The sequence below is a fragment of the Shewanella sp. 5S214 genome (genome assembly GCF_041439795.1).
Taxonomy (GTDB): domain Bacteria; phylum Pseudomonadota; class Gammaproteobacteria; order Enterobacterales; family Shewanellaceae; genus Shewanella; species Shewanella vesiculosa.
In genome coordinates this window covers 198978-220695 of the sequence record NZ_JBGOOV010000001.1, presented here as the reverse complement: position 1 = coordinate 220695, position 21718 = coordinate 198978, and the positions used below count along the sequence as shown (strand labels likewise).

Sequence of the window (21718 nt, the reverse complement as noted above, 5' to 3'; positions counted from 1 at the left end):
CTGTTGGGTTTACTTTTGTTATCATCGTTTTGATTGAGTTAACGCGTCGTTCAATAATCTGTTAATTGTTATCTGTATCAATGCTAGGTATCGAGCACCAACTGCATCAGCATCATGTCTTCACCATCGATCACTAGAGTGTTATTGCCGCCACACTCAGGGCATATCACAGTGCGCTCATTGACTTCTGATTGCGTTTGGCAGTCGCGGCATTGCAACACTAACGGTTGAATATTCATTATCAATTTAGCGTTATGGCATACCGTTTCAAGCTTGAAGGTCTCAAATGCTTGGGATAATAAAGCGGGTTCGACGCCACTTAAAATACCAATCTTAAGCACCACTTGCTCTATGCCTGTGGCTTGATGCTCCAAAGCTAAGGCTTCGCACTGCTCCATTAACGCCATCACAATCGAGTATTCATGCATTAGCAAATCCTTGGCAGCAATTCACCTTGTGGTAAATCTAAGTAGCGAGTGCTGCCCCAAGGGGTTTGCAGCACCACTTTACCGGGATGCCCGTCAGTCACCTGGCCAATTATCGCCGCATGCTCACAATGACCATAACGCTGCATGACTTCAATTGCGCCTTCGGCTACATCCATTGGTAAGGCCATAATAAAGGTGCCTTCATTGGCTAAATCAAAAGGTTCAAAGCCAAATAATTCACATAAGCCTTTGACTTCATCACAAATAGGAATACTGGCTTCGTCAACGTTAATGCCAATTTGCGACGCTTTAGCCCATTCGTTTAATACAGCGGATAAGCCGCCCCGAGTGGCGTCGCGCATAGCATGAATGTTAATGTTGGCCACAAGTAACTGCTCAATAATAGGCCATAAAGTATCGCAATCACTGTGCAATTCAGACTCAAGCGTTAAGCCATCGCGAGCCATTAAAATGGCCGCGCCGTGGCAGCCAATATCCCGAGAGACAATAATCGCATCTCCGACTTGTAAGTTACGCGCTGAAATATCAGGACGTAAAATACGCCCTACGCCAGACGTGTTTATAAACAAGCCATCTGCACAGCCTTTAGGCACCACTTTAGTATCACCGCAGACAATTCGAGCGCCAGATTTACGTAACTCAGTCGCCATGCTGTTAACAATGGTTTTTAAGTCATCAAGAGGAAATCCCTCTTCAATAATAAAACTGCAGCTCAAATATTCAGGTTGCGCGGCCATCATAGCTAAATCATTTACTGTGCCAGCAATCGCCAACTTGCCGATATCGCCACCAGCAAAAAACAACGGTGAAACTGTGAATGAATCGGTAGTAAAGGCAATATGACCACACATGTTCAATGTGGCCGCATCTTCTTGCGCGGTCAAAATGGGATTATCAAAGGCTTTAAAAAACAGCTCATGGATCAATTGGTCCATCTCTTTACCGCCACCACCGTGGCTAAGCTGAATGGTTTTTTTAGTCGACATGACTCACTTCTCCATAGCGATAATAAGCATTACAGGCTCCTTCAGAGCTCACCATACAGCTGCCAAGCGGGCTTTGTGGCGTACAACCTCGGCCAAACACTTTACAGTCTTTAGGATTGGCCAAACCACGCAAAATATCGCCACACATGCAGGCTTTATGATCATCAATTTCCTCTGTGGGCAATATCTTGGCATAAATACGTTCAGCATCACGGTGATGATATTCAGGCCGCAGCGTCAGCGCAGAGTTAGCAATCGGCCCAAGTCCACGCCAACGGAAGCTGTCGCGAACCATAAAGTATTTGTCGACCAGTTGCTGTGCGGCAATATTGCCCTCGTAGCTCACTGAGCGGCTGTATTGGTTATCAAGTTCCGCTTTGCCTGCTACTTTTTGACGCACAATGCGCAAAATAGATTCCATAACATCCACAGGTTCAAAGCCAGACACCACAACCGGTGTCTTGTATTTATCCACGGTAGATTGATAAATTTGGGCGCCGCTAATTACACTCACGTGTGCTGGTCCAATAAAGGCATTGACTTGACAGCGGCTATCAGACATCACAGCATCAATGGCTGGTGGCACTAGCACATGGTTAATATGAAACAATAAATTGTCGATCTTTAGCGCTTCAGCTTGCGCTAATAATGCCGCTGTCATTGGCGTTGATGTTTCAAAACCAATGGCGAAAAAAATCACCGTTTTATCAGGATTATCACGGGCAATCGCTAGGGTATCTAGTGGATCGTATATTGGCCGAATATCACAGCCTTTTGAGCGAAATAGCGCCAAACTGCCCACAGAACCGGGAACTCTGATCATATCGCCTAAGGTGACTAATATGGTATCGGCCTGGGAGGCAAGGGCGGCAGCATGGTCAATGCGTTCTTTGGGCATAACGCAGACCGGACAACCAGGACCATGAATAAAGTGAATGTTGGCGGGTAATAATTGTAATAAGCCGTATTTCATAATGGTGTGTGTATGACCACCGCACACTTCCATGATGTTTATTTGCTCGTTGGTTTTAGCTGCTTGTTGCGCAATTAATTGCGCCAAATGACGAATCGTCAGTGGATCTCGAAATCCTTGATAAAAGTCATTGAGGGTCATCATTGCTCTGACTCCAATTGCATCGCGGTGACTATTTGACGATACAAATCGAGGCTTTCTTGAGCATCTTTATGGTCAATTTTATTCATCACAAAACCAATGTGAATCAAGACAAAGTCACCAATGGCGAGCGGATCACTGATTAAATGACAACTCACGCGACGTTTTACGCCAAGCGTATCAACTGTTACTGTTTCATCACTATGAATTTCAACAACTTTTGATGGGATTGATAAACACATAATTAATATTCCTGATGCTTATCAAACCAGCTCGCCAATGCTTTCATTGAATCAGAATTTTTCACTGATACAACTAATAATTCAACGTTGGGATTTAATTTACTTAACTGTGCTTTAGCCTCATCAATACTAAAATCAAAGTGAGGCAGCAGATCAGATTTAGTAATAACGACCAAATCGGCACGGCGAAACATCACTGGATACTTCTCAATTTTATCGTCACCTTCAGGCACTGATAACAACACAATATTTTTATGGGTGCCGACATCATAACTGGCTGGGCACACTAGATTGCCGACGTTCTCAACGAAACAAATCTCTACATCATCTAAATTAATGTGATGCAGTGCGCCGTGAACCATAAAAGCGTCGAGATGACAGGCTGAGCCGGTTTGAATTTGATAGGCATTGATGCCTTTGGCTATTAAGCGGTCGGCATCGCGTGAGGTTTCAAGGTCGCCTTCAATTACCGCATAACGAGCATCGAGATATTCATGTAAACACTCTAACAGACTGGTTTTACCGCTACCGGGACTGCTCATTAAGTTAAATGCGCTTACCTGATGAGCGGCAAAATGATCACGATTATGTTGTGCTTCTACGTCATTTTTATCCAATATCTTATGGATAACCGCTAACGTCTTTTTGTCGTTAAGCTGAGGATTACTATGAAGAGTATGGTCATGAGTCATTGAGCAACCGCAATCTTTACACATATGATGTTCCCTAACCTTATTGTTATGATTATCAATAAGTGTCGGTTAATTGGTTGCTGCATTCTTTGATGCACATCAGATTTTGTAATAAAGACTGTGAACAAAAGTGCTATTGAGTAAATTATGTGATCAATAGCGCAATTATTGGCAGTTAAGCATTATCTAACTCATGGTAATTAGATTGCAGCGGCAGGGTAAAAAACCTCTAGCATTTAATACTACGCCATGTGATGAATGGCATACCACAATTGTCCCAATGCAATACCACCGTCAATTAGCAGTTAAGCATTATCTAATTCATGGTAAGTCGATTGCAGAGGCAGGGTAAAAAATTTCTAGCATTTAATACTAAGCCATGTGATGAATGGCAAACCACAATTGTCCCAATGCAATACCACCGTCAATTAGCAATTAAGCATTATCTAATTCACGGTAAGTCGATTGCAGAGGCAGGGTAAAAAACCTCTAGCATTTAATACTAAGCCATGTGATGAATGGCGTACCACAATTGTCCCAATGCAATACCACCGTCATTGATAGGAATATGACCACTGGGTAAAAAGCGCCTGCCACCTTGATGACAATCATCAAGACATTGACTAAGTAAGAGTTTATTTTGAAATACACCACCACAAAATACCTGTGGTAGCTGCGGATACTGTTGAGCGACTTGGTTAACTTGCTGGCTAATGGCATGAATAAAATGCCAACATATTTGCTGTTTAATTGAAGTGCTTTGTGAGTGAGTGAGCAAATGATTGATTAACTGAGCGATAAAGTCACTGCTGTGCCATTGCACTGGCTCAATTGCTTTATCCGTCTGATTACCCGTGCAGCTTAACCTGTTGAGTGTTACCGGTAAGAGTGCCGGTAAGCCCTCAATACCGACATTGTTAAGATAGTCATTTGCAGCGGCTTCAATCATCATACCGGCTTGGCCTTCATATTGTGAGCTGCCAATAAAGTCTAATGCCACCGCCAGTGCATCAAATAAGCGTCCAACAGAGCGACATTCAATACAATGGCTATTGTTACGCCATAACTGATACAAATTCATTACCTTATGTCGGCCTAAATTTTGTATCGCAGCAATGGGAAGTGTGAGCACATGTTGCAGTGACATCTGCTCAAATAATAATGCCAGTAAAATTCTCACTGGCTGCTTAATCGCTTGTTCACCGCCAATAAGCTTAAAGGAACTAAAGTGTGCCAAAGTGGTAAAACCGTGTATATCAGCCAGCATCACTTCGCTGCCCCATAGTACGCTGTCATCGCCTAAGCCGGTTCCGTCAAAGCTAAATCCTACAACTTGATCAGTATGTTGATGCATTGCCATCACCGACAGTACATGGGCGAAATGATGTTGTACGCCAATACAATGAGATGGCGGCAGTTGATGCTCACATTGATAATTCAACGCCCATTGAGTCGGTGCATATTGTGGATGATTATCATGCACAATATGGCTTGGGCTAAAATCATATAGGCGACTGAACGTTGCTAAACTTTGGTTGAAATATTGCTGTGCTTCTAGATTGAATAAATCACCAATGTGCGGTGAAACAATCAGATTATCGTCAAAGCCAAATGCAACGGTGTTTTTCTGTTGCCCACCAACTGCTAATACGCTGTGTTGACTATTAGATAGCATGGGAGAGTGAAGGTTGACGGTCAGTGGCGCATAGCCACGGGCCAATCGAATCACTTGCACCTGCTCGTCGATCACTTGCACCACACTGTCATCACAGGCATTAATAATCGGCCTGTTATGGTAAAGTATCCCATCAATAACATGGGCTAGATGTTTTTCGATATCAGTCTTATTCGTGATAATCGGCTCGCCGCTGCGATTGGCACTGGTTGCCACAATGGGCTTGTTTAAACGCTGCATTAATAAATGGTGTAATGGGGTGTAGGGCAAAAAGATCCCAAGGCGATCAATACCTGGTGCTAGCAATGAGCTAAGTGCGATAGCGTTATTATGTTTACTTGCAGCATCATTGTTATCACTCTTTGCACGAGTATGACGTTTATTCATCAAGGTGATGGGTTTCTCAGGACTGGTTAATGCTTGCCATTCTGCTGGCGTACCACTAACGCACCGTTGAGCTTGAGCTAAGTTGGTTACCATAATCGCCAAAGGCTTTGCTGGGCGCTGTTTACGCTGGCGCAGTGCTGCCACAGCGTCATTATTAGTGGCATCGCAGACTAAATGGAATCCGCCTAAGCCTTTAATGGCCACAATGCCGCCACGGTTAATCATTTCAACGGCTTGCTCTAATGCGATTAGCATCGACGAGTCATAGAGAAATTCGGCGTTAGCATTGATGGTACTAAAGGTTAATTGTGGGCCACAGTGGGGACAACTCACTGGCTGAGCATGATAGCGTCGATTGAGTGGATCGGTATAAGCCGCGCGGCAGCGATCGCACATCACAAAATCCGCCATCGCAGTGTTGCATCTGTCATAGGGGAGTGAATCAATAATGCTATAACGCGGGCCGCAATTTGTGCAATTGGTAAACGGGTACTGATAGTGACGGTTATGAGGATCGTTAATGTCATCGAGACAATCTAGGCAAATACTCATGTCGGCTGAAATAGCGACGTTGGCATGTTCGCCGTCTAGAATGTGGCTATCGATAATACTAAATCCGTCAAATTGACTTAATTGGCGGTGATTTATGACTTCAATGGCATCAATTCGCGCTAATGGCGGAGGTGATTGAGTCAAACTATCCATAAACTGCTCAATCAGTTGGTTACTGCCTTGCAAAATAATTGTCACCCCAAGATGATTATTGAGCACACTGCCCACTAAATTCAATTGGTGTGCCAGCCGAAACACAAAGGGACGAAATCCAACTCCTTGTACAATACCTTTAACAATAACGGTAACTTGTCGTAATGGCTTCATAAAAACTCAATCTCAAACGAGGATAAGCAAAAACTGAAATACCTAAAGATACCCTTTATCCGCGGCGTTGTTTGAGATATAGACCACCTATTGCGATATTAACGCCATCAAAATCCAATAACGGATTAACCACTAGGGGAAAGTTTTTACCAATGCGTATTTGCACTCGTTCAGTTAACACCGGATTGGCAAAGTCACTGCCAGCAATCACTAATTGTTTTATGCCAATATTTTGATCTAAATGCTCTATCCAATGACTTAAATAATCTGCAAACGAATCATGAAATGCAAAGGCTAATTTGGCTAAGTTAGTTTCACCCGCTAGCTTGAAACTCATTAATGTGCCTAACGTTTTACACCAATTGAGACCTCGATGCGCGGCTCCCTTGGTGAGCGGAAAGTCAATTCGTGGAGCGTTGTTACCCTGATGCGCCATTGCCAGGGCGATAAATTTATCGGCAAGTTCAGTGACAGTGACTCGCTGAGCGGTCTCAACCGAATAGCCGCCAATAATAAGCGTTGCAACCGCCATTAATTGTGACAATGCGCCATCATCTGCTTGAATGTGCAGATCCAACAGTTGGTTATACTCTGCAGGAAATAACTGCTTAAACTTATCCAACAGACTTTTTTGTGGCGACTCAGATAAGCGATGACAAATCTCATAACCAGATAAAGGCAGTTTGGGGATTTCAAAAAACAACTCAGGCTGATTTTGGCTATCTAGGGTGACGATTTGGCTGGCATTATGTTGGCTGAAATATAGTACCGCAGCATGTTTTACAAATTGCGCTTTACGAATTTTTTTGGTCAGGTCACAACGTAATAGTGCGGCATTTAATGCACATAAACTGGTCGTTATTGAGGTGCTGACATCACTTGAATCGTCAGTTATGACATTCTCTAACATTGTTGCTGGTGGCTCAGCAGGGCTGACTTGCCAGTCTATGCTGGTGTTTGTGGTGTGAGCACGAAACGCAAAATGACCATATTGATAGTTATTTTCATCATGTAAACAAGTGATAGTAGAGGGCAAGGGCATAGTGCCATTACTCAGGCTGGTAATGGGCAACCACTGATGATTAATCATCGCTAAACGCAATGGCGCTTTCAGTACGCCATCGTGGCTGGTTTGTTGATCGCTATTCTTGCTCACGTATAACCAATGAATGCCTTTTTGGCGCAGCACTTCGGTGAGGATCACCAACAAACGGTTTTCAGCGAATTGGATCTCATACAAGGGCGCCAATAAGCTGGGATGATCGCTACTTGCTCGAACGCAAATTAACGGTTTTTCAATACTCGATAAAGCCAACACTTGGCTGTCATTGACGATAAAATGGCTATTAAGTGAATTGGGGTTACAAATTAATATGTGTGGTCTTTGGTATTGATTCGCTTGGCGTGTTTCAGTCTGCGTTGGCGTTTTGGCTTGCTCATCTGTTAATGGGCTGGGTGGCGTTAACCACAAGGTTAACCCGAGAATAGGTAAGGGCAGTGATTTATGGCTAATTAAACGGTTGGCCATTAACACAATATCGGCCTGAGTTAACGATTTTTCATCGCGACTTAGCTTCTCATGCCCCATGCAGTGTTCACAGTGCAGGTTTATATTACCAAAAGAGGGCTGTTGATTATCGCCAAAAAGTGGTTGGCAATGTTGGCAAAAATACAAAGGTAACCCTGAAGATTTGGCTGACATCGCCAAAGGTTTTCGCTGGCCACTGTGCTGCTCAATACGTTCAATATGAGTGCTGAGTAACCAAACCGACAGTAAAAAATCACTGGCAATATCGTCTGCTAACGCTTCAAGTTGAGCTTGTGTGGCAAAGGCTTCAATAAAATAACGTGTGGTACTTGTTTGCGGGTCAGATTCTGCACCAATACTAATATTAAGTTCAGTCCGGTCCAGATATTGATTACACAAGTGCTCATATAATGGCACATGCCTCTGGCATACAAAGTCAAATCGAATGTTATGCATCGACATAGCAACCTCGCTTATAAGCGTCAGGAATCACCTGATCAATGGTTATATTATTCACAATTTCCAGGCTAAATCCTAAGCTGGCCAAATGGGATAATAGTGCGTGTTCCATCACAGGAATGGCGGCATGTAAATCTGGCGTCAATCCTAATGTCATTGGTTCAATTACCGTTGGGGTAACGCCGAGAACAAATGTGAGCGGTCTGTCACCGACAATGTCCATCATGTTGAGTGTTTGCAGCATTTCTACTTCGTGGGCACTGCCTTGCCAATCAATTTCAGCAGGGGCGTGGTCAAAATCAAAAAAATACACTTCGCCAGGCTTCACACCAACACTGTTAACCGTATCAACCACTATTAAATGGTCATAACGACTGATCATTGGAATTAGCCCTTGGGCGAGGGTGCCACCATCGACAATATCCATACTGTCAGTTAGATGGCTAATTTGATATTTGTCTTTGATATAATTGACAAAATGCACGCCGACTCCTTCGTCGGCGTACAATACATTGCCTATACCTAACAGCAATATTTTTTTCACTATTATTGATTCATCCTATTTACGCACTTTGTGATAGTCGTAACCAGATACAATGGAATCGACTGAATTATGTTTAAAGCGAATACCAGACCACACCGCCATATACACATGGATCACCACAAAAATAATGAAGGCCCATGTTAGGTAATGATGATAAGTTCGCAGTGGTGCTAATCCGCCACAAAGACCAGTTATCCATGCTGATACATCACCTAGCATTCCGCCAACACCTAAGTGATACACATTGGCGTAAAGCACTAAGCCAGTGATGCACATAATCAAGGCAACAAACGAAATGGCCACATAAGTCATAAACTGTAATGGTCCGTAAACCCCAGCTTTGTCTAAACTGCCCATCCAAAAATAGGATTTTATTTGCGTTATCCAGCTTTTTACACTCAACACATCTTTAAACGAACGTCGTTCGATGCTATTTCGACTAAAGAAAAACAAGTAAAAACGCACTAAGGTGATGCTGGTTAACAAAAATCCAAAAATGATATGCGCAAAGCGGATCCAACCTTGCACCAAGACATCTGTGCTAGCCGGTGCCACTAAAAATGGCCATGCGATATAAAATCCGCTGATCACTAATATTAAAATAGACAAGGCACGTAACCAGTGAAATATTCGAATCGCTGGAGTAAATATCAACTGCCGGTCGTGGGTTGCAATATGTTGCATACTTTTATCCCTCCTAATCCATTACCTCTGATTAAAACCCATTTGGATCAATTTTAAATTGACCTAGAGTCTGTTTCTTGTAATCCATCACGTGAACTGAACACGCCATACAAGGATCAAAGGAATGAATGATGCGAATGACTTCTAAAGGCTTAGTTGGGTCTTCAAGTTTCAAACCAATCAAGGATGCTTCATAAGGGCCCATTTTTCCATTAGCATCCACAGGGCCAGCATTCCAGGTAGTGGGGACCACTGCTTGGTAGTTTTCAACTTTAGCATTTTTAATGCGGATCCAATGACTTAACATACCGCGAGGTGCTTCAATCATCGCAAAGCCCTCATAAACGCGGTCTGGATCAATTTCAGGCTTCACATAAGTTGATTCATCTGACTGCATATTGACCAGTAAGGCATCAAAGGTTTGTAAACTCGCTTGACCGACTAATACCGTTTGCAGCATACGTGCAGCTGTTCTACCTAAGGTGGTAAATAGCGCCTCAAGAGGTAAGCCGGTACGGGCTAACAAGCCGTTTACCGCATCGACAACAACCTGATTTCCGCGGGCATAGTTAACCAGTAAACAGGCTAATGGACCTACTTCTAACGGCTCATCTTGATAGCGTGGTGATTTAACCCAAGAGTATTTACCGTCGCCATTAATGGTTGGCAATTTGCCGTAGACAGTATCGCGCTCAATAAAGCCAGTGTAATCAGGAATTGTGGTACCTACATATGGATGTTGCGGCCCATCAGCTTGATACCAAGCATGGGTGACGTCTTCCTTAATTAAGCTAGGGTCGATATCTGACACATTGGCTAAATCACCGTTTAAAATCACCCCTTGTTGGAATAAATACTCGCCATCGGAGGTAATAAAGTCTTCACCGCATAAGAAGCTGCTAACATTTACCCCGCCAAGTACACTGGGTTCAGAGCCAAATGCTTCTGCCGCCATCACAATATCGGCTTGATAAGCTCGCTCAATAAAATCTTGTACGATAGCGTGTTTTTGTTTCCATTCTTGTAAACGGGCAGGGCTTAACATGTCACGCACTGAGGTTACGCCGCCCACAACAATCGACTGTGGATGTGGCGATTTACCACCAAATATCGCTAACATTTCAGCGGCAACACGTTGCACTTCAAGGGCTTTTAAATAATGCGATAACGCAATGAGGTTTTGTTCAGGGCTAAAGCGATAAGTACTATTACCCCAATAAGCATTCGCGAATGGCCCGAGTTTTCCGGTTTCAACCAAGCCTTTTACGCGGGCTTGTACGGCTTTAAGTTCACCTTCACCAGCAGCAATGGGCGTATCAGAGTATTTCATCGCCACTTGTGCCGCCAGTGCCGGATCGGCGCTCAATGCCGATACCACATCCACCCAATCTAATCCGTGTAGATGATAAAAATGCACAATATGATCATGCATATATAATGACGACTGCATTAAGCTGCGTAAGTATTTTGCATTAAGAGGGATCTTAACTCCGAGGGCATTTTCAACCGCCTCAGTACCGCAACGATAGTGCGAATAAGTACATACGCCACAAATACGTTGCACAATTAAGCCCACATCCATTGGAGTTCGGCCTTTTAAAATCACCTCAATGCCGCGCCATAAGGTCGACGAAGACCAAGCTTTAGTAATGACATTATTGTCATCCACTTCAACTTCGACACGTAAATGGCCTTCGATGCGGGTGATAGGGTCGATAACGACACGTTTACTCATGATTATTCCTCCAAAGGCTTAGCAAATACGCTTGCTACTGCATGGGCGCCAATACCGACAACGGTTGCGCCTAAAATGACTGCACCTATGGTGTCAGCTGTAGCATCAACACCGTGTAACAGTTGGCGTCCGAGTGGTTTTTCAAAATCGGCCATGTCATCCCAGAAATTAGGCTCAGAGCACCCCATACATCCGTGACCGGCTAACACAGGCCAACTCGTGTGATGGTTAAAACGCTCCGTTGGGCAGTTGTTGTAGGTGTAAGGACCTTTACAACCGACTTTATAAAGGCAGTAACCAGCTTTTGCGCCTTCATCACCAAATTCTTCAACAAACTCGCCGGCATCAAAGCGACCACGACGTTCACAATTATCATGTACCCGTGCGCCATAGGCCCATTTAGGACGATTAAACATATCCAGGGCTGGCAACTTACCGAACATAATGAAATACATTATTGTGCCAACAATGTTCTTTTCACTCGGAGGGCAACCGCCTAAGTTAATCACCGGCTTATCGACCACTTCATAAACCCCTTTTGCCCCTGTCGGATTTGGCGCTGCGGCTTGCACACCACCAAAGGCGGCACAGGTGCCAACAGAGACAATTGCCGCAGCATTTTCAGCCACTTCTTTGACAATGTGCAGACCCGTATGGCCTTTACAGCCGACGGTTAAAAAGGTGCCATTGTTAGCCGTCGGCACAGCGCCTTCAACCGCAAGTAAATAGCGACCTTTGTAGGTTTCAAGGGCATTTTCTAAGTTTTCTTCTGCTTGCCAACCAGAGGCCGCCATCAGCGTCTCATGATATTCAAGTGAGATATGATCGAAAATTAACGTGTCAAGGTTGGGGGAGTCAGTGCGAATTAATGACTCGGAGCAACCAGTACATTCGGCTAGGTGTAACCAAATGAGTGGGACTCGGTCGGCTAATTCAGCTGCTTCAGCGACCAAGTTACTAAAGGGTAGGGGCAAGGCAAACATTGCAGAGACCGATGCGGTCCACTTAATGAAGTCTCGACGAGATATCCCAAGGTTAGCCATTTTTTCTTGTAATGAGACAGGCTGACGTTGGGCAAATTGGCGTAAATAATCAAGGCGATCTTGACCCTGTTTATAAAGGGCTGCATGTGTGTCCATGTTGATACCTTCTGCTTAAGTTAGCTCAGTTGCTAATAATGAGTTGCAATCTATCGGTATCAATTTTAGAACTCGGCTAAAAATCCTCTTTGATGTAAATCAACTTGTAAGAAATTTCCTTATCAAAAATAAGCTTGTAGCTTCTAATTTATGAGGTTGATCAAGTTAACAAAACTCAATTTGGACAAATTGTCTCAGATCATATTTTAGCTCAGGACGTGATCGCGCAGTGAACGACAGTGATTCAGTTGAGATTGTATGGCGTGACTGATTCATTTTGCTTATAGATCAAAATGAATCAGTGAGAATGAAAAACGTTTGCGACCATTATCAGCTAGATGGGGATAACGGGTGAAGCTTGATGCTTATTTTGAATAGCAATAAGCTGGTGTAAAATAACTGACTACTGCCAGAGTATACTGCCAGAGTATGATGTATTTAAGATTACCCATCAGTTTAGGCAAGCTCTGCTCATCGACTTATGTTCACCGCGCTAGACTTAAGTTAGCCCTGTGCTTTGAGCAAAATCAAGCAAGGCTATTGGCATAAGCTAACAGTATTATCGACGTCATCGAATGCGAGATCTAAATCAACCAGACTCTCACAGGCGGCATCAAGATGCCCTTGTAGATATTGATGCTTTATCCCATCAGCAATAAAATGAATCTTACTATGATGGTGTTCAAATAGTTGAATATATTGCGATTCAAATAACTGCCCTTGCTTTTCTCGACGGATCCAGTTGCCGCATTGACATGTCTGATCATCAAGAATGGGCCAAGGAATTCCTTCATCTGCAGAGGATAAAATCTTTTTGGCAAATTTCTCTCTCCACTGTGCAGTGATCAGTTTAAATATATCTAGGCTAGTTTGTTTGTTACTGTGATTTTGATTACCACCAATACGCCAACTTTTATTTGGAATATAGTTGCTTAGCCATGGTAAAAAATCTTTTGCAGGCATAGGTTTGGCTATTCCATAGCCTTGAGCTTGCTCACAGCCCATGAGTAACAGCAGTAGACCATGATTGGTTGTTTCAACGCCTTCGGCAATAACATTGCGGTCAAATGATTTCGTTAATGCAATGACTCCCTCAATAATGGAGTAGTCACTTGGGTCATCGAGTATGTCTCGCACAAAACTCTGATCTATCTTAATCGTATTCACCGGTAAACTTCTTAAATGAGTTAACGATGAATACCCGGTACCAAAATCATCCAGTGCAAAACTCACCCCCAGCCGGTTTTGGCATTCCTCAATAATATGATTAATGGTATTGATGTCGCCAAAAGCAGAACTTTCCAGTATCTCTAGTTGCAAATATTGAGCATTATTATTGGGATACTGGCTTAAACTATCTTCAAGATGAGCAACAAACGTTGGCGTACGCAGATGATTTGACGAAATATTAACGCTAATTTCAAGTTTAATACCTTGTTTTTGCCAATCATCAAGTTGTTGTAAAGCCTGATTGATAACCCACTCGCCGATGTCGATTTCTAATACGGTACCATCGATAAATGGTAAGAAATCTCCCGGTGAAGTGAGCCCTTTCTGTGGGTGGTTCCAACGTATTAAGGCTTCTACGCCAAATACATGTCCACTGACCATATTCACTTTCGGCTGATAGTAGAGCTGAAATTCATGGTTAGCAAATGCCTGTTGAATTTCTTCGAGGTGATGATTTTTTTGGATAATAAGCTGGTCAGAATCGGCACTGTATAATCGAGAACGATTTTTACCGGTTAATTTCGATTGGTACATAGCGTGATCAGCGTGACGCAATAAAGTATCGATATCACCATTATCAGCAGGATATAAGGTCAGCCCGCTAGAAACGGTAATACGATGTTGTATATCATCAATGATATAAGGTTCTGCTAACGCTTTATGGATACGGTCTATGGTTACTTCATATTGTGAAGCAGACTTAATATCATTGAGTAATATGGCAAATTCATCGCCGCCTTGCCGCGATACGGTATCTTCTTCTCTAATACAGGCACTAATGCGGTTTGCGACTTCAATTAATAAGCGATCTCCAACATCATGACCATAGTTATCATTTACGGGTTTAAAATCATCTAAATCTAGGAAACACACCGCAAGTTGATGTCCTGTGCGCATACTATGAGCAATGGATTGTTGAAAACGGTCTACAAATAACGCGCGATTAGGCAGTTTCGTCAGAACATCATAGTGAGCCATTAAATTCAGTTGGTCTTGTTGTAGCTTACTGTTGGTGATATCAGAAAACATCCCAACATAATGAGTCACTTCATTTTGGCTATTGGTCAATGATGAAATCGTGAGTAACTCTGCATAGAGTTGCCCTTGCTTTGTCCTGTTCCAAACTTCGCCTTGCCAGTATCCATTTTCTGAAACTGTGTGCCACATCAGTGCATAAAATTGCGGACTTTGTTTACCCGAACTCAATATGTTTGGTGTATTACCAATAATATCTCCTCGGCTATAACCGGTTATTTGGGTGAATGCTGGGTTAATATCAAGTATCTGTTGTTTGGCGTCGGTAATCATGATGCCTTCATGGGTATCACTAAACACTCTAGAGAATAATTGCAGTCTTTCTTGCGCTTTTTCTCGCTCCGCAAGTAACCTTGATTGTTTGATGGCACTGAAACTTGACGCAGAAATGATATCGGTGAGTTTGGTATAAAATCGCATTCCATGGGCGACCTCATCACGGGTAAAGCGCGGCACTTTATCGAGAGCGGCAAGGTACGCCTGTTCATCAAAGCCATATTGGTGTGCTTGTTGGCGAAATATCTCAACATCAGGGATTTTATCCTGATAAAAGAACTGACCAATAAACACATTGCCGAGATGCTTGCCACCAATAACAATAGGGGCAACCATTTCGTACATATTGTTTTTGCAGTTGTATTCCTTAAATGTATTGTGCTCCACATTGTGTGTGAGCACTGCATCACTCTCAATACAATTTTTTCGTGTTTGAGGATGGCAGCGATGAAATTGGGTACAGATATCTTGCCAACCTACGCTGACGAGAATATTTCCTTCGATATCAAGTACTGCGCCTAACATGCCGGTCAAATCATAAAAATCATCCATCAGAGATTGCAGCGCTTCAGCATCAATGATATCCGATAGCGATAAGGCACCAATGTCTGCATCGGGTTCTAATATTGCTTTGAGCTTGTTTTGGATAGTTGCTTCACTTTTGCGTAAGGTATCTTCAGCTTTTTTGCGCTCAGTAATATCTTGGATAAAACCGGCTATCTTTTGCACTTCACCTACGCTATTTGTGATCAATTGTCCTCGACATTCTATCCAGCGCTCTTCACCATCCTTGGGTCTAATGATCCGATATTCAACATGGTGTTCTCGGCCTGTCAAGAAGCATTCTTTAACTGATGCCATAAAAGTGTCCATGTCACTTTTATTCATCACGTTACAAAGGGTTTGCGGATCTGCTTTGGCGTTTTCAACCAGTCCAAATAACGCACACATTTGATCAGACCAAACGGCGGTTTTCTGGTCGGGCAGTAATTCCCAATAGCCAATTTTGGCATAAACTTGCGCTTCTTTTAGTCTGGTTTCACTTTGCTTAAGTTGTTCCAATGATTTCTTATAGTTAGTGACATCTCTGGCTACACCTAAAATACCGACTAAGTGACCATGATTGTCTTTCATCGGTGTTTTTATGGTTTCGACCTGTTCAACGTGACCGTCACTGGCAAATGTCAGCGATTCTTCATTGACGGTGGATTCACCGGCGTGGAGTGCTTTGGCATCATTGTGGCGAAAAAAAGTAGCAAGCTCATGGCTGACAAAATCAAAGTCGGTCTTACCGATGATTTCATGTTCCTTGGCGCCATACATTTCTTCAAATTTGGTGTTACAGGCTAAATAACTTCCTTGGGTATCTTTCAACCAAATCATATCAGGCACAGTGTTTAATAAAGCTTTTATCATTGCCTGACTCGATTCAAGCTCAGAAAATAATGTCCGCTCTTCGGTAATATCCCTGAACACAAGTACCACACCACTGATATCACCAGCAGGATTGCGCATTGGCGCAGCTGAGTCGGCAATGTGATATTCAGATCCATCTTTAGCGATAAGCTTAGTGTGATTATCTAGGCCGACGATTGAGCCAGTATCGAGGACTCTTTTTACCGGGTTATTGACCGATTCAAGTGTGTAAGCATCAACAATATTAAACACTTTTGTAAGCGGTTGTCCTAATGCCTGAAGAGATGTCCAGCCGGTAAGTTGAATTGCTACAGGGTTTATATAGGTCACCGTGCCATGGGTATCGGTAACTATTACTGCATCACCGATAGAGCTTAAGGTAATCCGCAGTCTTTCTTCTTGTTTAAATAACGTCAGCAGGTGTTTGTTTATTCTTGTGTTGTAACGCAACAACAAACTCACAATAACAATCCCTACCATCAAGATAAGAGCCGCAAGCAATAGTTGCATGAGTTTAAAGGTGTGTAGATCGTCATTGATAACTTGTTGCAGGGCGGTTTCCACATGATCAACCGCAAGGTTAAACGCGATAAAAGCTTGGTCAAATTGTTGGTCAATATCAGAACCAATAGCGGATGTGGATTGTGCATCCCAACGTTGTTGGGCCATGTGGCGAAATTTTTGCAGGTCGACTATGGTTTGGTCAATTTGCTGGCGTAAATCAGGATTATCAAGAGGCATGATGACGGTATCGCCATTCTTACCGCCCTCAAGCATGACATGTGCATACCATAGTGATTTATCAAAATGCGCCCATACAGTGTCAATATCGATGCTGCTATCACCACTAATCGCCTCTTCAAACCACAAGTGTCCTGTTGTCGCCTCAAGCTTAATTTTGATAGCGGCATCGATCAGCGGGGAGTAACGAAACGCGATATCACGACCGGAGTTGAAGGAGTAATAAACGATTGCCATGATGAGCAAGGTTAGGGGAACAGAAAAAAGTAGTATTCTACGAGAGCCAGCTTCCATAAGATGCATCCGTGTCTGACATAATAAAAGCATATAATTAGCTAATTTAACAACAATGTAACTTTATGTAAAATATCATTGATTGAGCTTAATACTAATTTAACTCCTTGTCGCTAAACAAGCACCCTATATATACGCCAACTGACAAAAATGCCTAGAGTAGAAAGATATTAGATTAATGCCCAAGCTTGTGATCATTAGCGATGTCATTAATGCGTTGATAACTATTTTGTAAATGTGACGTTTGCGACTCAACACAGTAGAGATATTTTTTCACGGATGATTTTCTGAAGGCTGAATACTTTCAAGTGACATCAACAATCAAAGCTGTCTAATCCTATTCTCAATGCTGAGTTATCTGCTCACTAACCTGAAATCGGGATGATAGATGAGGATATGATGATAAAGATCATCACCTTAGACGTTAACCAAAAACAAACTCATGATTGGTGTTACTCATAAGGCGAATGGACGCATTAATAGCGGGTCTATGACAGTTAATTCAACGCTATTCGCAACAAAAAGCACTGTTTGAGAGGTGTTTGTTATCCAATGTATAGGTTAATTACCTTGTTTTATGTTGGTATTCCCCATAAAGTACTGGGCTGAATAATATTGGTTCAGCATGATGAATACAAAATTGATATAGGTTGTAGGTTTGGTAGATAAAATAGCATTAGCAGTCGATTTTCTTCTCGAGCACAAATTATTGTTAACAGTGTTGATAATAATACTCATCTCAGTGATTAAACGCTTTATCATTTCAAGTATACGTGGCGATGTCGCATTTCTTTCTGATGTGCAACGCAAATGGATGTCGCGTACTAAAAATGGCACATTTATCTTAATATTGGTGGTGTTATTTGTACTTTGGCAGACCGAAGTCAGCAAATTTGCATTGTCAGTAACAGCCATCGCAATTGCTTTAGTCATCGCCTCAAAAGAGATTATTCTGTGTTTTACCGGCTCGATACAACGCGCGAGTTCACGCTCATTTGTGATTGGTGATTGGATTGAAGTGGGTAAGATATACGGTGAAGTAATAGAACATAACTTAATGGCCACAGTGATCCAAGAGATTGATCTGGACCAAGGCCAATACCATTACACAGGTAAAACCGCCACGCTGCCAAATAGTATGTTTTTTACCTATGCGGTTAAAAACCTTAATTTTATGAAACGTTACGTTTATCATAATATTACTATTACTCTGGTGCAGTTTGTTAACCTGTATCCGCTGTTTCCTGGGCTAACTCGTCAAATAGAACAGCACTGTGAAGATTTTATTGAAGTGGCCAAGCGCTACAATAGCGTGATAGAAAAACACGCAGGTGTCGATTTACCGGGCAGTGAACCACACATTCATATTACCAGCGGCATAAATGGTGAGCAGAATGTACATATCATGATTTTTTGCCCCACTGAACGCGCGATACATTTAGAGCAGCTCATAAGAGAAGACTTTATGATTGCTTTTCAAGAACACTTTGGCTAATCCAGTTAACGCTCTCTGGCGGTAATGATTCACACCGCAGAGCATGACGAGTCTCAGTGTCATACTGAGGCGAGTCATGCTACTTCATTAAGCTTTAATGCGGCTAACTCTTATGTAAGCTGTGTTATTCACGACCACATTAATATTACGCGTCAATCCGGGTTTTCGTCTGCTGTTACAGACCATTATCGGTTAGATGTTGCTATGCGCTTACACTAATACTTGGCGGGTATTGGCAATATAGTGATGGATCTGAGCTTCTACTTTTGAGTCAATCATCTTTTCAGGACCACGACCTTCAGGGCAAGGCATACGCGGTGTCGTGCCAAATACTCGGCATATCAAAGGGCGTTCCTCATACACTTCACAGCCATTAGGGCCTAAATATACGCAGTTCCACTCATTTAGCGCGGCTTCATGTTCTGCGGCCGTTTTGACTGGCAGACGCGACATTTCTTCAGACGAGGTCGTTACTGGGCCACAGCAATCGTGACAACCCGGCACACATTTAAATGAAGGAATACGCTCGCGGAGAAGATCGACTATCTCTATGTTACTGTTCATTAATGACTCATTGGTTTGCGATTACCCATCATTATAGTCTCATCGCCAATGAACTAAAAGCGGCAAGGTGTTTAAGTGGCTAGACTGGTAAATGTATCTGTTGTTGGTAGTCGAATCTTTGCTGATAACAGGTGAGGCAAAGCGCAGCCCGATTAACATAAACCGAGCGCGCCATAACGTTTAGTCAAAACTACTTTTTAGAAAATTTGATATAAATAAACAGTGACAGCAGAATCACTCCGCCACCGATAAGCTTTTGTACCTCAACCACTTCATTAAGAAAGCTAATAGACAAGATTAATGTCCAAATGGGTTCTAAAATCATGATCAATGAGGCCGTTTCTAATTTAACGTTAAACTGGCCAAGGGTTTGTAATAAGTAGCGCACGCTGGTGGCAATCACAGTGGACACTGCAAACCAAAAGAACAGCTGGCCATTGAGTTCAAAATGCTCAGGTGACACCAGCGCCATAATCACACTACCAGCAACCCCCACCATGAATAATTGAATGCAGATGGATGTTAATGGCTTTATATTGGTCAGAACTCGCTTGTTAAGTACAAAATGTAATGACAGTAAGGCCGACGACAATAAGAAAAACCATTGACTGTTATCCACCTCCCAGCCCGTTGTGATGGTTAATAACATAATACCAATGCAGGCTATAGGCAGCGTTATCCAAAACATGCGGTCGGGTCTAACTTTGAATAATAGCCAAGAAATAAATGGCGCAATAATCATTGCTAAACTCATGATAAACGCGCCTTCAGACAGGGTATCTGAAATGGTAATCGCATGTACCCATACTTCAATCGATGCCGCTAATACAAGGCCAACGCCACACAGCGCGGCAATTTGTTTGCCTCGCAGAGCCAAAATCTGCTGATAGCAAAATGGCAATAAAATCAGACTGGCGATTAAAAAGCGAGCTGCAATAAACACCTCACCAGGCATGTGTAAAATAACAAGTTTAGAGGCTATCCAGCCTACACCAGCAAGCATAGTGGCCAGTAATAAGAATAGTTTGCCGCGTAAAGCGTCTGTTTTCATCGATGATATTTCCAGCATAGGGGAGGGAAAGGGGCCAAGAGTTTGGCACCGCTCAATGATACAGGATTACGCAAAGACATAGGTAAATGTATTGGTTGAAATGGGCATAAAACGCTTATAAACGTCAGTCAAAACCTTAAGTTAGCCCGCTTAGCGGTGTAGTATCTTAGTGACTATCTCGATGACTATCTCGAGTCAGTAATCGCTAAAAAAAATCGGCCTAAGGATAATGATCTTAACCCCTTAAGCTGAGGTTTAAATACCTGCACCATCATGTAAACTTTGCTTGTGGGAATGTTTAGCTTTACTTTCATAGCGGGATATTTCATCAAAATCAACTTGCGGTAGGCACTCAAAGCCAGGTTTTGCAAACAAATAGCCCTGCATCAGGTCAATGCCAGAATCGCGCAACCAGAGCATTTCTTCGATGGTTTCTACGCCTTCAGCTAACGAGGTAATGTTAAGCTCAGCAAACAAGTTGACACAATTTTTAATAATAGCTTGTCGGGTACTATCCTGGTCGATATTACGAATAAGCTTCATATCAAATTTGATGATGTTGGTTTGAAAATCAGCCAATAATCCCAAACCGGCATAGCCAGAACCAAAATCGTCTAGTGCGGTGATAAATCCTGATTTCTTATAATACTCAACAATACCCTTAACAAATTCTGTATCGCTGATGTTCTCATTTTCAGTAAATTCAAACATGATTCTATTGGTTGGAAAACCATACTCTTTCGCGGCTTCTAAGGTGGTTCGAATACAGCGCTCAGGTTTATAAATGGCATTGGGAAGAAAGTTGATACTAAGCATGGAGTCTAGTTTGAGCTTAGCAGCCAGTGCGATGGCTTTCACTCGGCAAAGCTGGTCAAATAAATAACGATTATCATCATTGACTTGATCGATAACGGAAAAAGCAGATTCATTTTGTAAACCGCGAACTAATGCTTCATAGCCAAATATAGTATTGGTTTTACAGTTAATAATTGGCTGAAAAGCCATGGTGAAATCAAAATCAAGGCTGCTTTTATCAAAACATTTATTACAAGAAAATCTGTCATAAATTATCGGCTTTGTTTCCATTATCGCAACCTCACTAA

16 protein-coding genes are annotated in these 21718 nt (G+C 42.5%); 1 reads left to right on the top strand and 15 read right to left on the bottom strand.

The genetic code is table 11. From position 1 onward, the window contains the following. Positions 1–83: 83 nt before the first annotated feature. The 12 genes from ACED29_RS00860 to ACED29_RS00805 form a co-directional block, all read right to left on the bottom strand. Complete coding sequence (locus tag ACED29_RS00860) at positions 84–428, bottom strand: hydrogenase maturation nickel metallochaperone HypA (RefSeq protein WP_182722865.1); 345 nt, start codon at positions 426–428, stop codon at positions 84–86. Continuing rightward, positions 428–1435, bottom strand: a complete 1008-nt coding sequence (gene hypE, locus ACED29_RS00855) for a hydrogenase expression/formation protein HypE (RefSeq protein WP_371696743.1) — start codon at positions 1433–1435, stop codon at positions 428–430. The genes ACED29_RS00860 and hypE overlap by 1 nt, the downstream gene beginning before the upstream one ends. Then, complete coding sequence (hypD, locus tag ACED29_RS00850; RefSeq protein ID WP_182741684.1) at positions 1425–2552, bottom strand: hydrogenase formation protein HypD; 1128 nt, start codon at positions 2550–2552, stop codon at positions 1425–1427. The genes hypE and hypD overlap by 11 nt, the downstream gene beginning before the upstream one ends. Next, entirely contained in the window at positions 2549–2791 is a 243-nt protein-coding gene (locus ACED29_RS00845; RefSeq protein WP_371696742.1) for a HypC/HybG/HupF family hydrogenase formation chaperone, read from the bottom strand. Before ACED29_RS00845 ends, hypD begins: the two co-directional genes overlap by 4 nt. Before the next feature lie 2 nt (positions 2792–2793). Next, positions 2794–3507, bottom strand: coding sequence for a hydrogenase nickel incorporation protein HypB (hypB, locus tag ACED29_RS00840; RefSeq protein WP_124014778.1), 714 nt, complete (start codon positions 3505–3507; stop codon positions 2794–2796). Positions 3508–3985: 478 nt separating this feature from the next. Next, a complete protein-coding gene (gene hypF, locus ACED29_RS00835; protein ID WP_371696740.1) occupies positions 3986–6424 on the bottom strand; it encodes a carbamoyltransferase HypF in 2439 nt (812 codons plus the stop codon). Between the two features lie 55 nt (positions 6425–6479). After that, complete coding sequence (locus ACED29_RS00830; protein ID WP_371696738.1) at positions 6480–8408, bottom strand: NiFe hydrogenase; 1929 nt, start codon at positions 8406–8408, stop codon at positions 6480–6482. Beyond that, a complete protein-coding gene (locus ACED29_RS00825; RefSeq protein ID WP_182741688.1) occupies positions 8401–8955 on the bottom strand; it encodes a HyaD/HybD family hydrogenase maturation endopeptidase in 555 nt (184 codons plus the stop codon). Before ACED29_RS00825 ends, ACED29_RS00830 begins: the two co-directional genes overlap by 8 nt. 15 nt (positions 8956–8970) lie before the next feature. Beyond that, positions 8971–9639 carry a Ni/Fe-hydrogenase, b-type cytochrome subunit gene (cybH, locus tag ACED29_RS00820; RefSeq protein ID WP_371696736.1) on the bottom strand — a complete coding sequence of 223 codons (669 nt, stop codon included), beginning with the start codon at positions 9637–9639 and terminating at the stop codon, positions 8971–8973. A gap of 31 nt (positions 9640–9670) precedes the next feature. Next, entirely contained in the window at positions 9671–11374 is a 1704-nt protein-coding gene (gene hyaB / locus ACED29_RS00815) for a nickel-dependent hydrogenase large subunit (RefSeq protein ID WP_124014783.1), read from the bottom strand. 2 nt (positions 11375–11376) lie between these two features. Next, entirely contained in the window at positions 11377–12513 is a 1137-nt protein-coding gene (gene hyaA, locus ACED29_RS00810) for a nickel-dependent hydrogenase small subunit (RefSeq protein ID WP_371696734.1), read from the bottom strand. Positions 12514–13050: 537 nt separating this feature from the next. Further along, positions 13051–17505 carry a PAS domain S-box protein gene (locus ACED29_RS00805; RefSeq protein WP_371696732.1) on the bottom strand — a complete coding sequence of 1485 codons (4455 nt, stop codon included), beginning with the start codon at positions 17503–17505 and terminating at the stop codon, positions 13051–13053. Between the two features lie 658 nt (positions 17506–18163). On the opposite strand from ACED29_RS00805, the gene ACED29_RS00800 reads away from it, so the two are divergent. Next, positions 18164–19000, top strand: a complete 837-nt coding sequence (locus tag ACED29_RS00800) for a mechanosensitive ion channel family protein (RefSeq protein ID WP_124014786.1) — start codon at positions 18164–18166, stop codon at positions 18998–19000. Positions 19001–19210: 210 nt separating this feature from the next. Here ACED29_RS00800 and ACED29_RS00795 read toward each other — a convergent pair whose 3' ends face one another. The 3 genes from ACED29_RS00795 to ACED29_RS00785 all read right to left on the bottom strand — a co-directional run bounded on the left by ACED29_RS00795 (position 19211) and on the right by ACED29_RS00785 (position 21701). Further along, positions 19211–19564, bottom strand: a complete 354-nt coding sequence (locus ACED29_RS00795) for a YkgJ family cysteine cluster protein (RefSeq protein ID WP_124014788.1) — start codon at positions 19562–19564, stop codon at positions 19211–19213. Positions 19565–19754: 190 nt separating this feature from the next. Further along, a complete protein-coding gene (locus ACED29_RS00790; protein ID WP_371696731.1) occupies positions 19755–20615 on the bottom strand; it encodes a DMT family transporter in 861 nt (286 codons plus the stop codon). Positions 20616–20870: 255 nt separating this feature from the next. Beyond that, positions 20871–21701: an EAL domain-containing protein gene (locus tag ACED29_RS00785; RefSeq protein WP_124014790.1), complete on the bottom strand. Its 831-nt coding sequence runs from the start codon at positions 21699–21701 to the stop codon at positions 20871–20873. Between the last annotated feature and the right edge of the window lie 17 nt (positions 21702–21718).

What these genes read in the sequence shown, in the direction of transcription:
- ACED29_RS00860 (WP_182722865.1), bottom strand. Translation starts at nt 428, where the DNA reads ATGCATGAATACTCGATTGTGATGGCGTTAATGGAGCAGTGCGAAGCC.
- hypE (WP_371696743.1), bottom strand. Translation starts at nt 1,435, where the DNA reads ATGTCGACTAAAAAAACCATTCAGCTTAGCCACGGTGGTGGCGGTAAA.
- hypD (WP_182741684.1), bottom strand. Translation starts at nt 2,552, where the DNA reads ATGATGACCCTCAATGACTTTTATCAAGGATTTCGAGATCCACTGACG.
- ACED29_RS00845 (WP_371696742.1), bottom strand. Translation starts at nt 2,791, where the DNA reads ATGTGTTTATCAATCCCATCAAAAGTTGTTGAAATTCATAGTGATGAA.
- hypB (WP_124014778.1), bottom strand. Translation starts at nt 3,507, where the DNA reads ATGTGTAAAGATTGCGGTTGCTCAATGACTCATGACCATACTCTTCAT.
- hypF (WP_371696740.1), bottom strand. Translation starts at nt 6,424, where the DNA reads ATGAAGCCATTACGACAAGTTACCGTTATTGTTAAAGGTATTGTACAA.
- ACED29_RS00830 (WP_371696738.1), bottom strand. Translation starts at nt 8,408, where the DNA reads ATGCATAACATTCGATTTGACTTTGTATGCCAGAGGCATGTGCCATTA.
- cybH (WP_371696736.1), bottom strand. Translation starts at nt 9,639, where the DNA reads ATGCAACATATTGCAACCCACGACCGGCAGTTGATATTTACTCCAGCG.
- hyaB (WP_124014783.1), bottom strand. Translation starts at nt 11,374, where the DNA reads ATGAGTAAACGTGTCGTTATCGACCCTATCACCCGCATCGAAGGCCAT.
- hyaA (WP_371696734.1), bottom strand. Translation starts at nt 12,513, where the DNA reads ATGGACACACATGCAGCCCTTTATAAACAGGGTCAAGATCGCCTTGAT.
- ACED29_RS00805 (WP_371696732.1), bottom strand. Translation starts at nt 17,505, where the DNA reads ATGGAAGCTGGCTCTCGTAGAATACTACTTTTTTCTGTTCCCCTAACC.
- ACED29_RS00795 (WP_124014788.1), bottom strand. Translation starts at nt 19,564, where the DNA reads ATGAACAGTAACATAGAGATAGTCGATCTTCTCCGCGAGCGTATTCCT.
- ACED29_RS00790 (WP_371696731.1), bottom strand. Translation starts at nt 20,615, where the DNA reads ATGAAAACAGACGCTTTACGCGGCAAACTATTCTTATTACTGGCCACT.
- ACED29_RS00785 (WP_124014790.1), bottom strand. Translation starts at nt 21,701, where the DNA reads ATGGAAACAAAGCCGATAATTTATGACAGATTTTCTTGTAATAAATGT.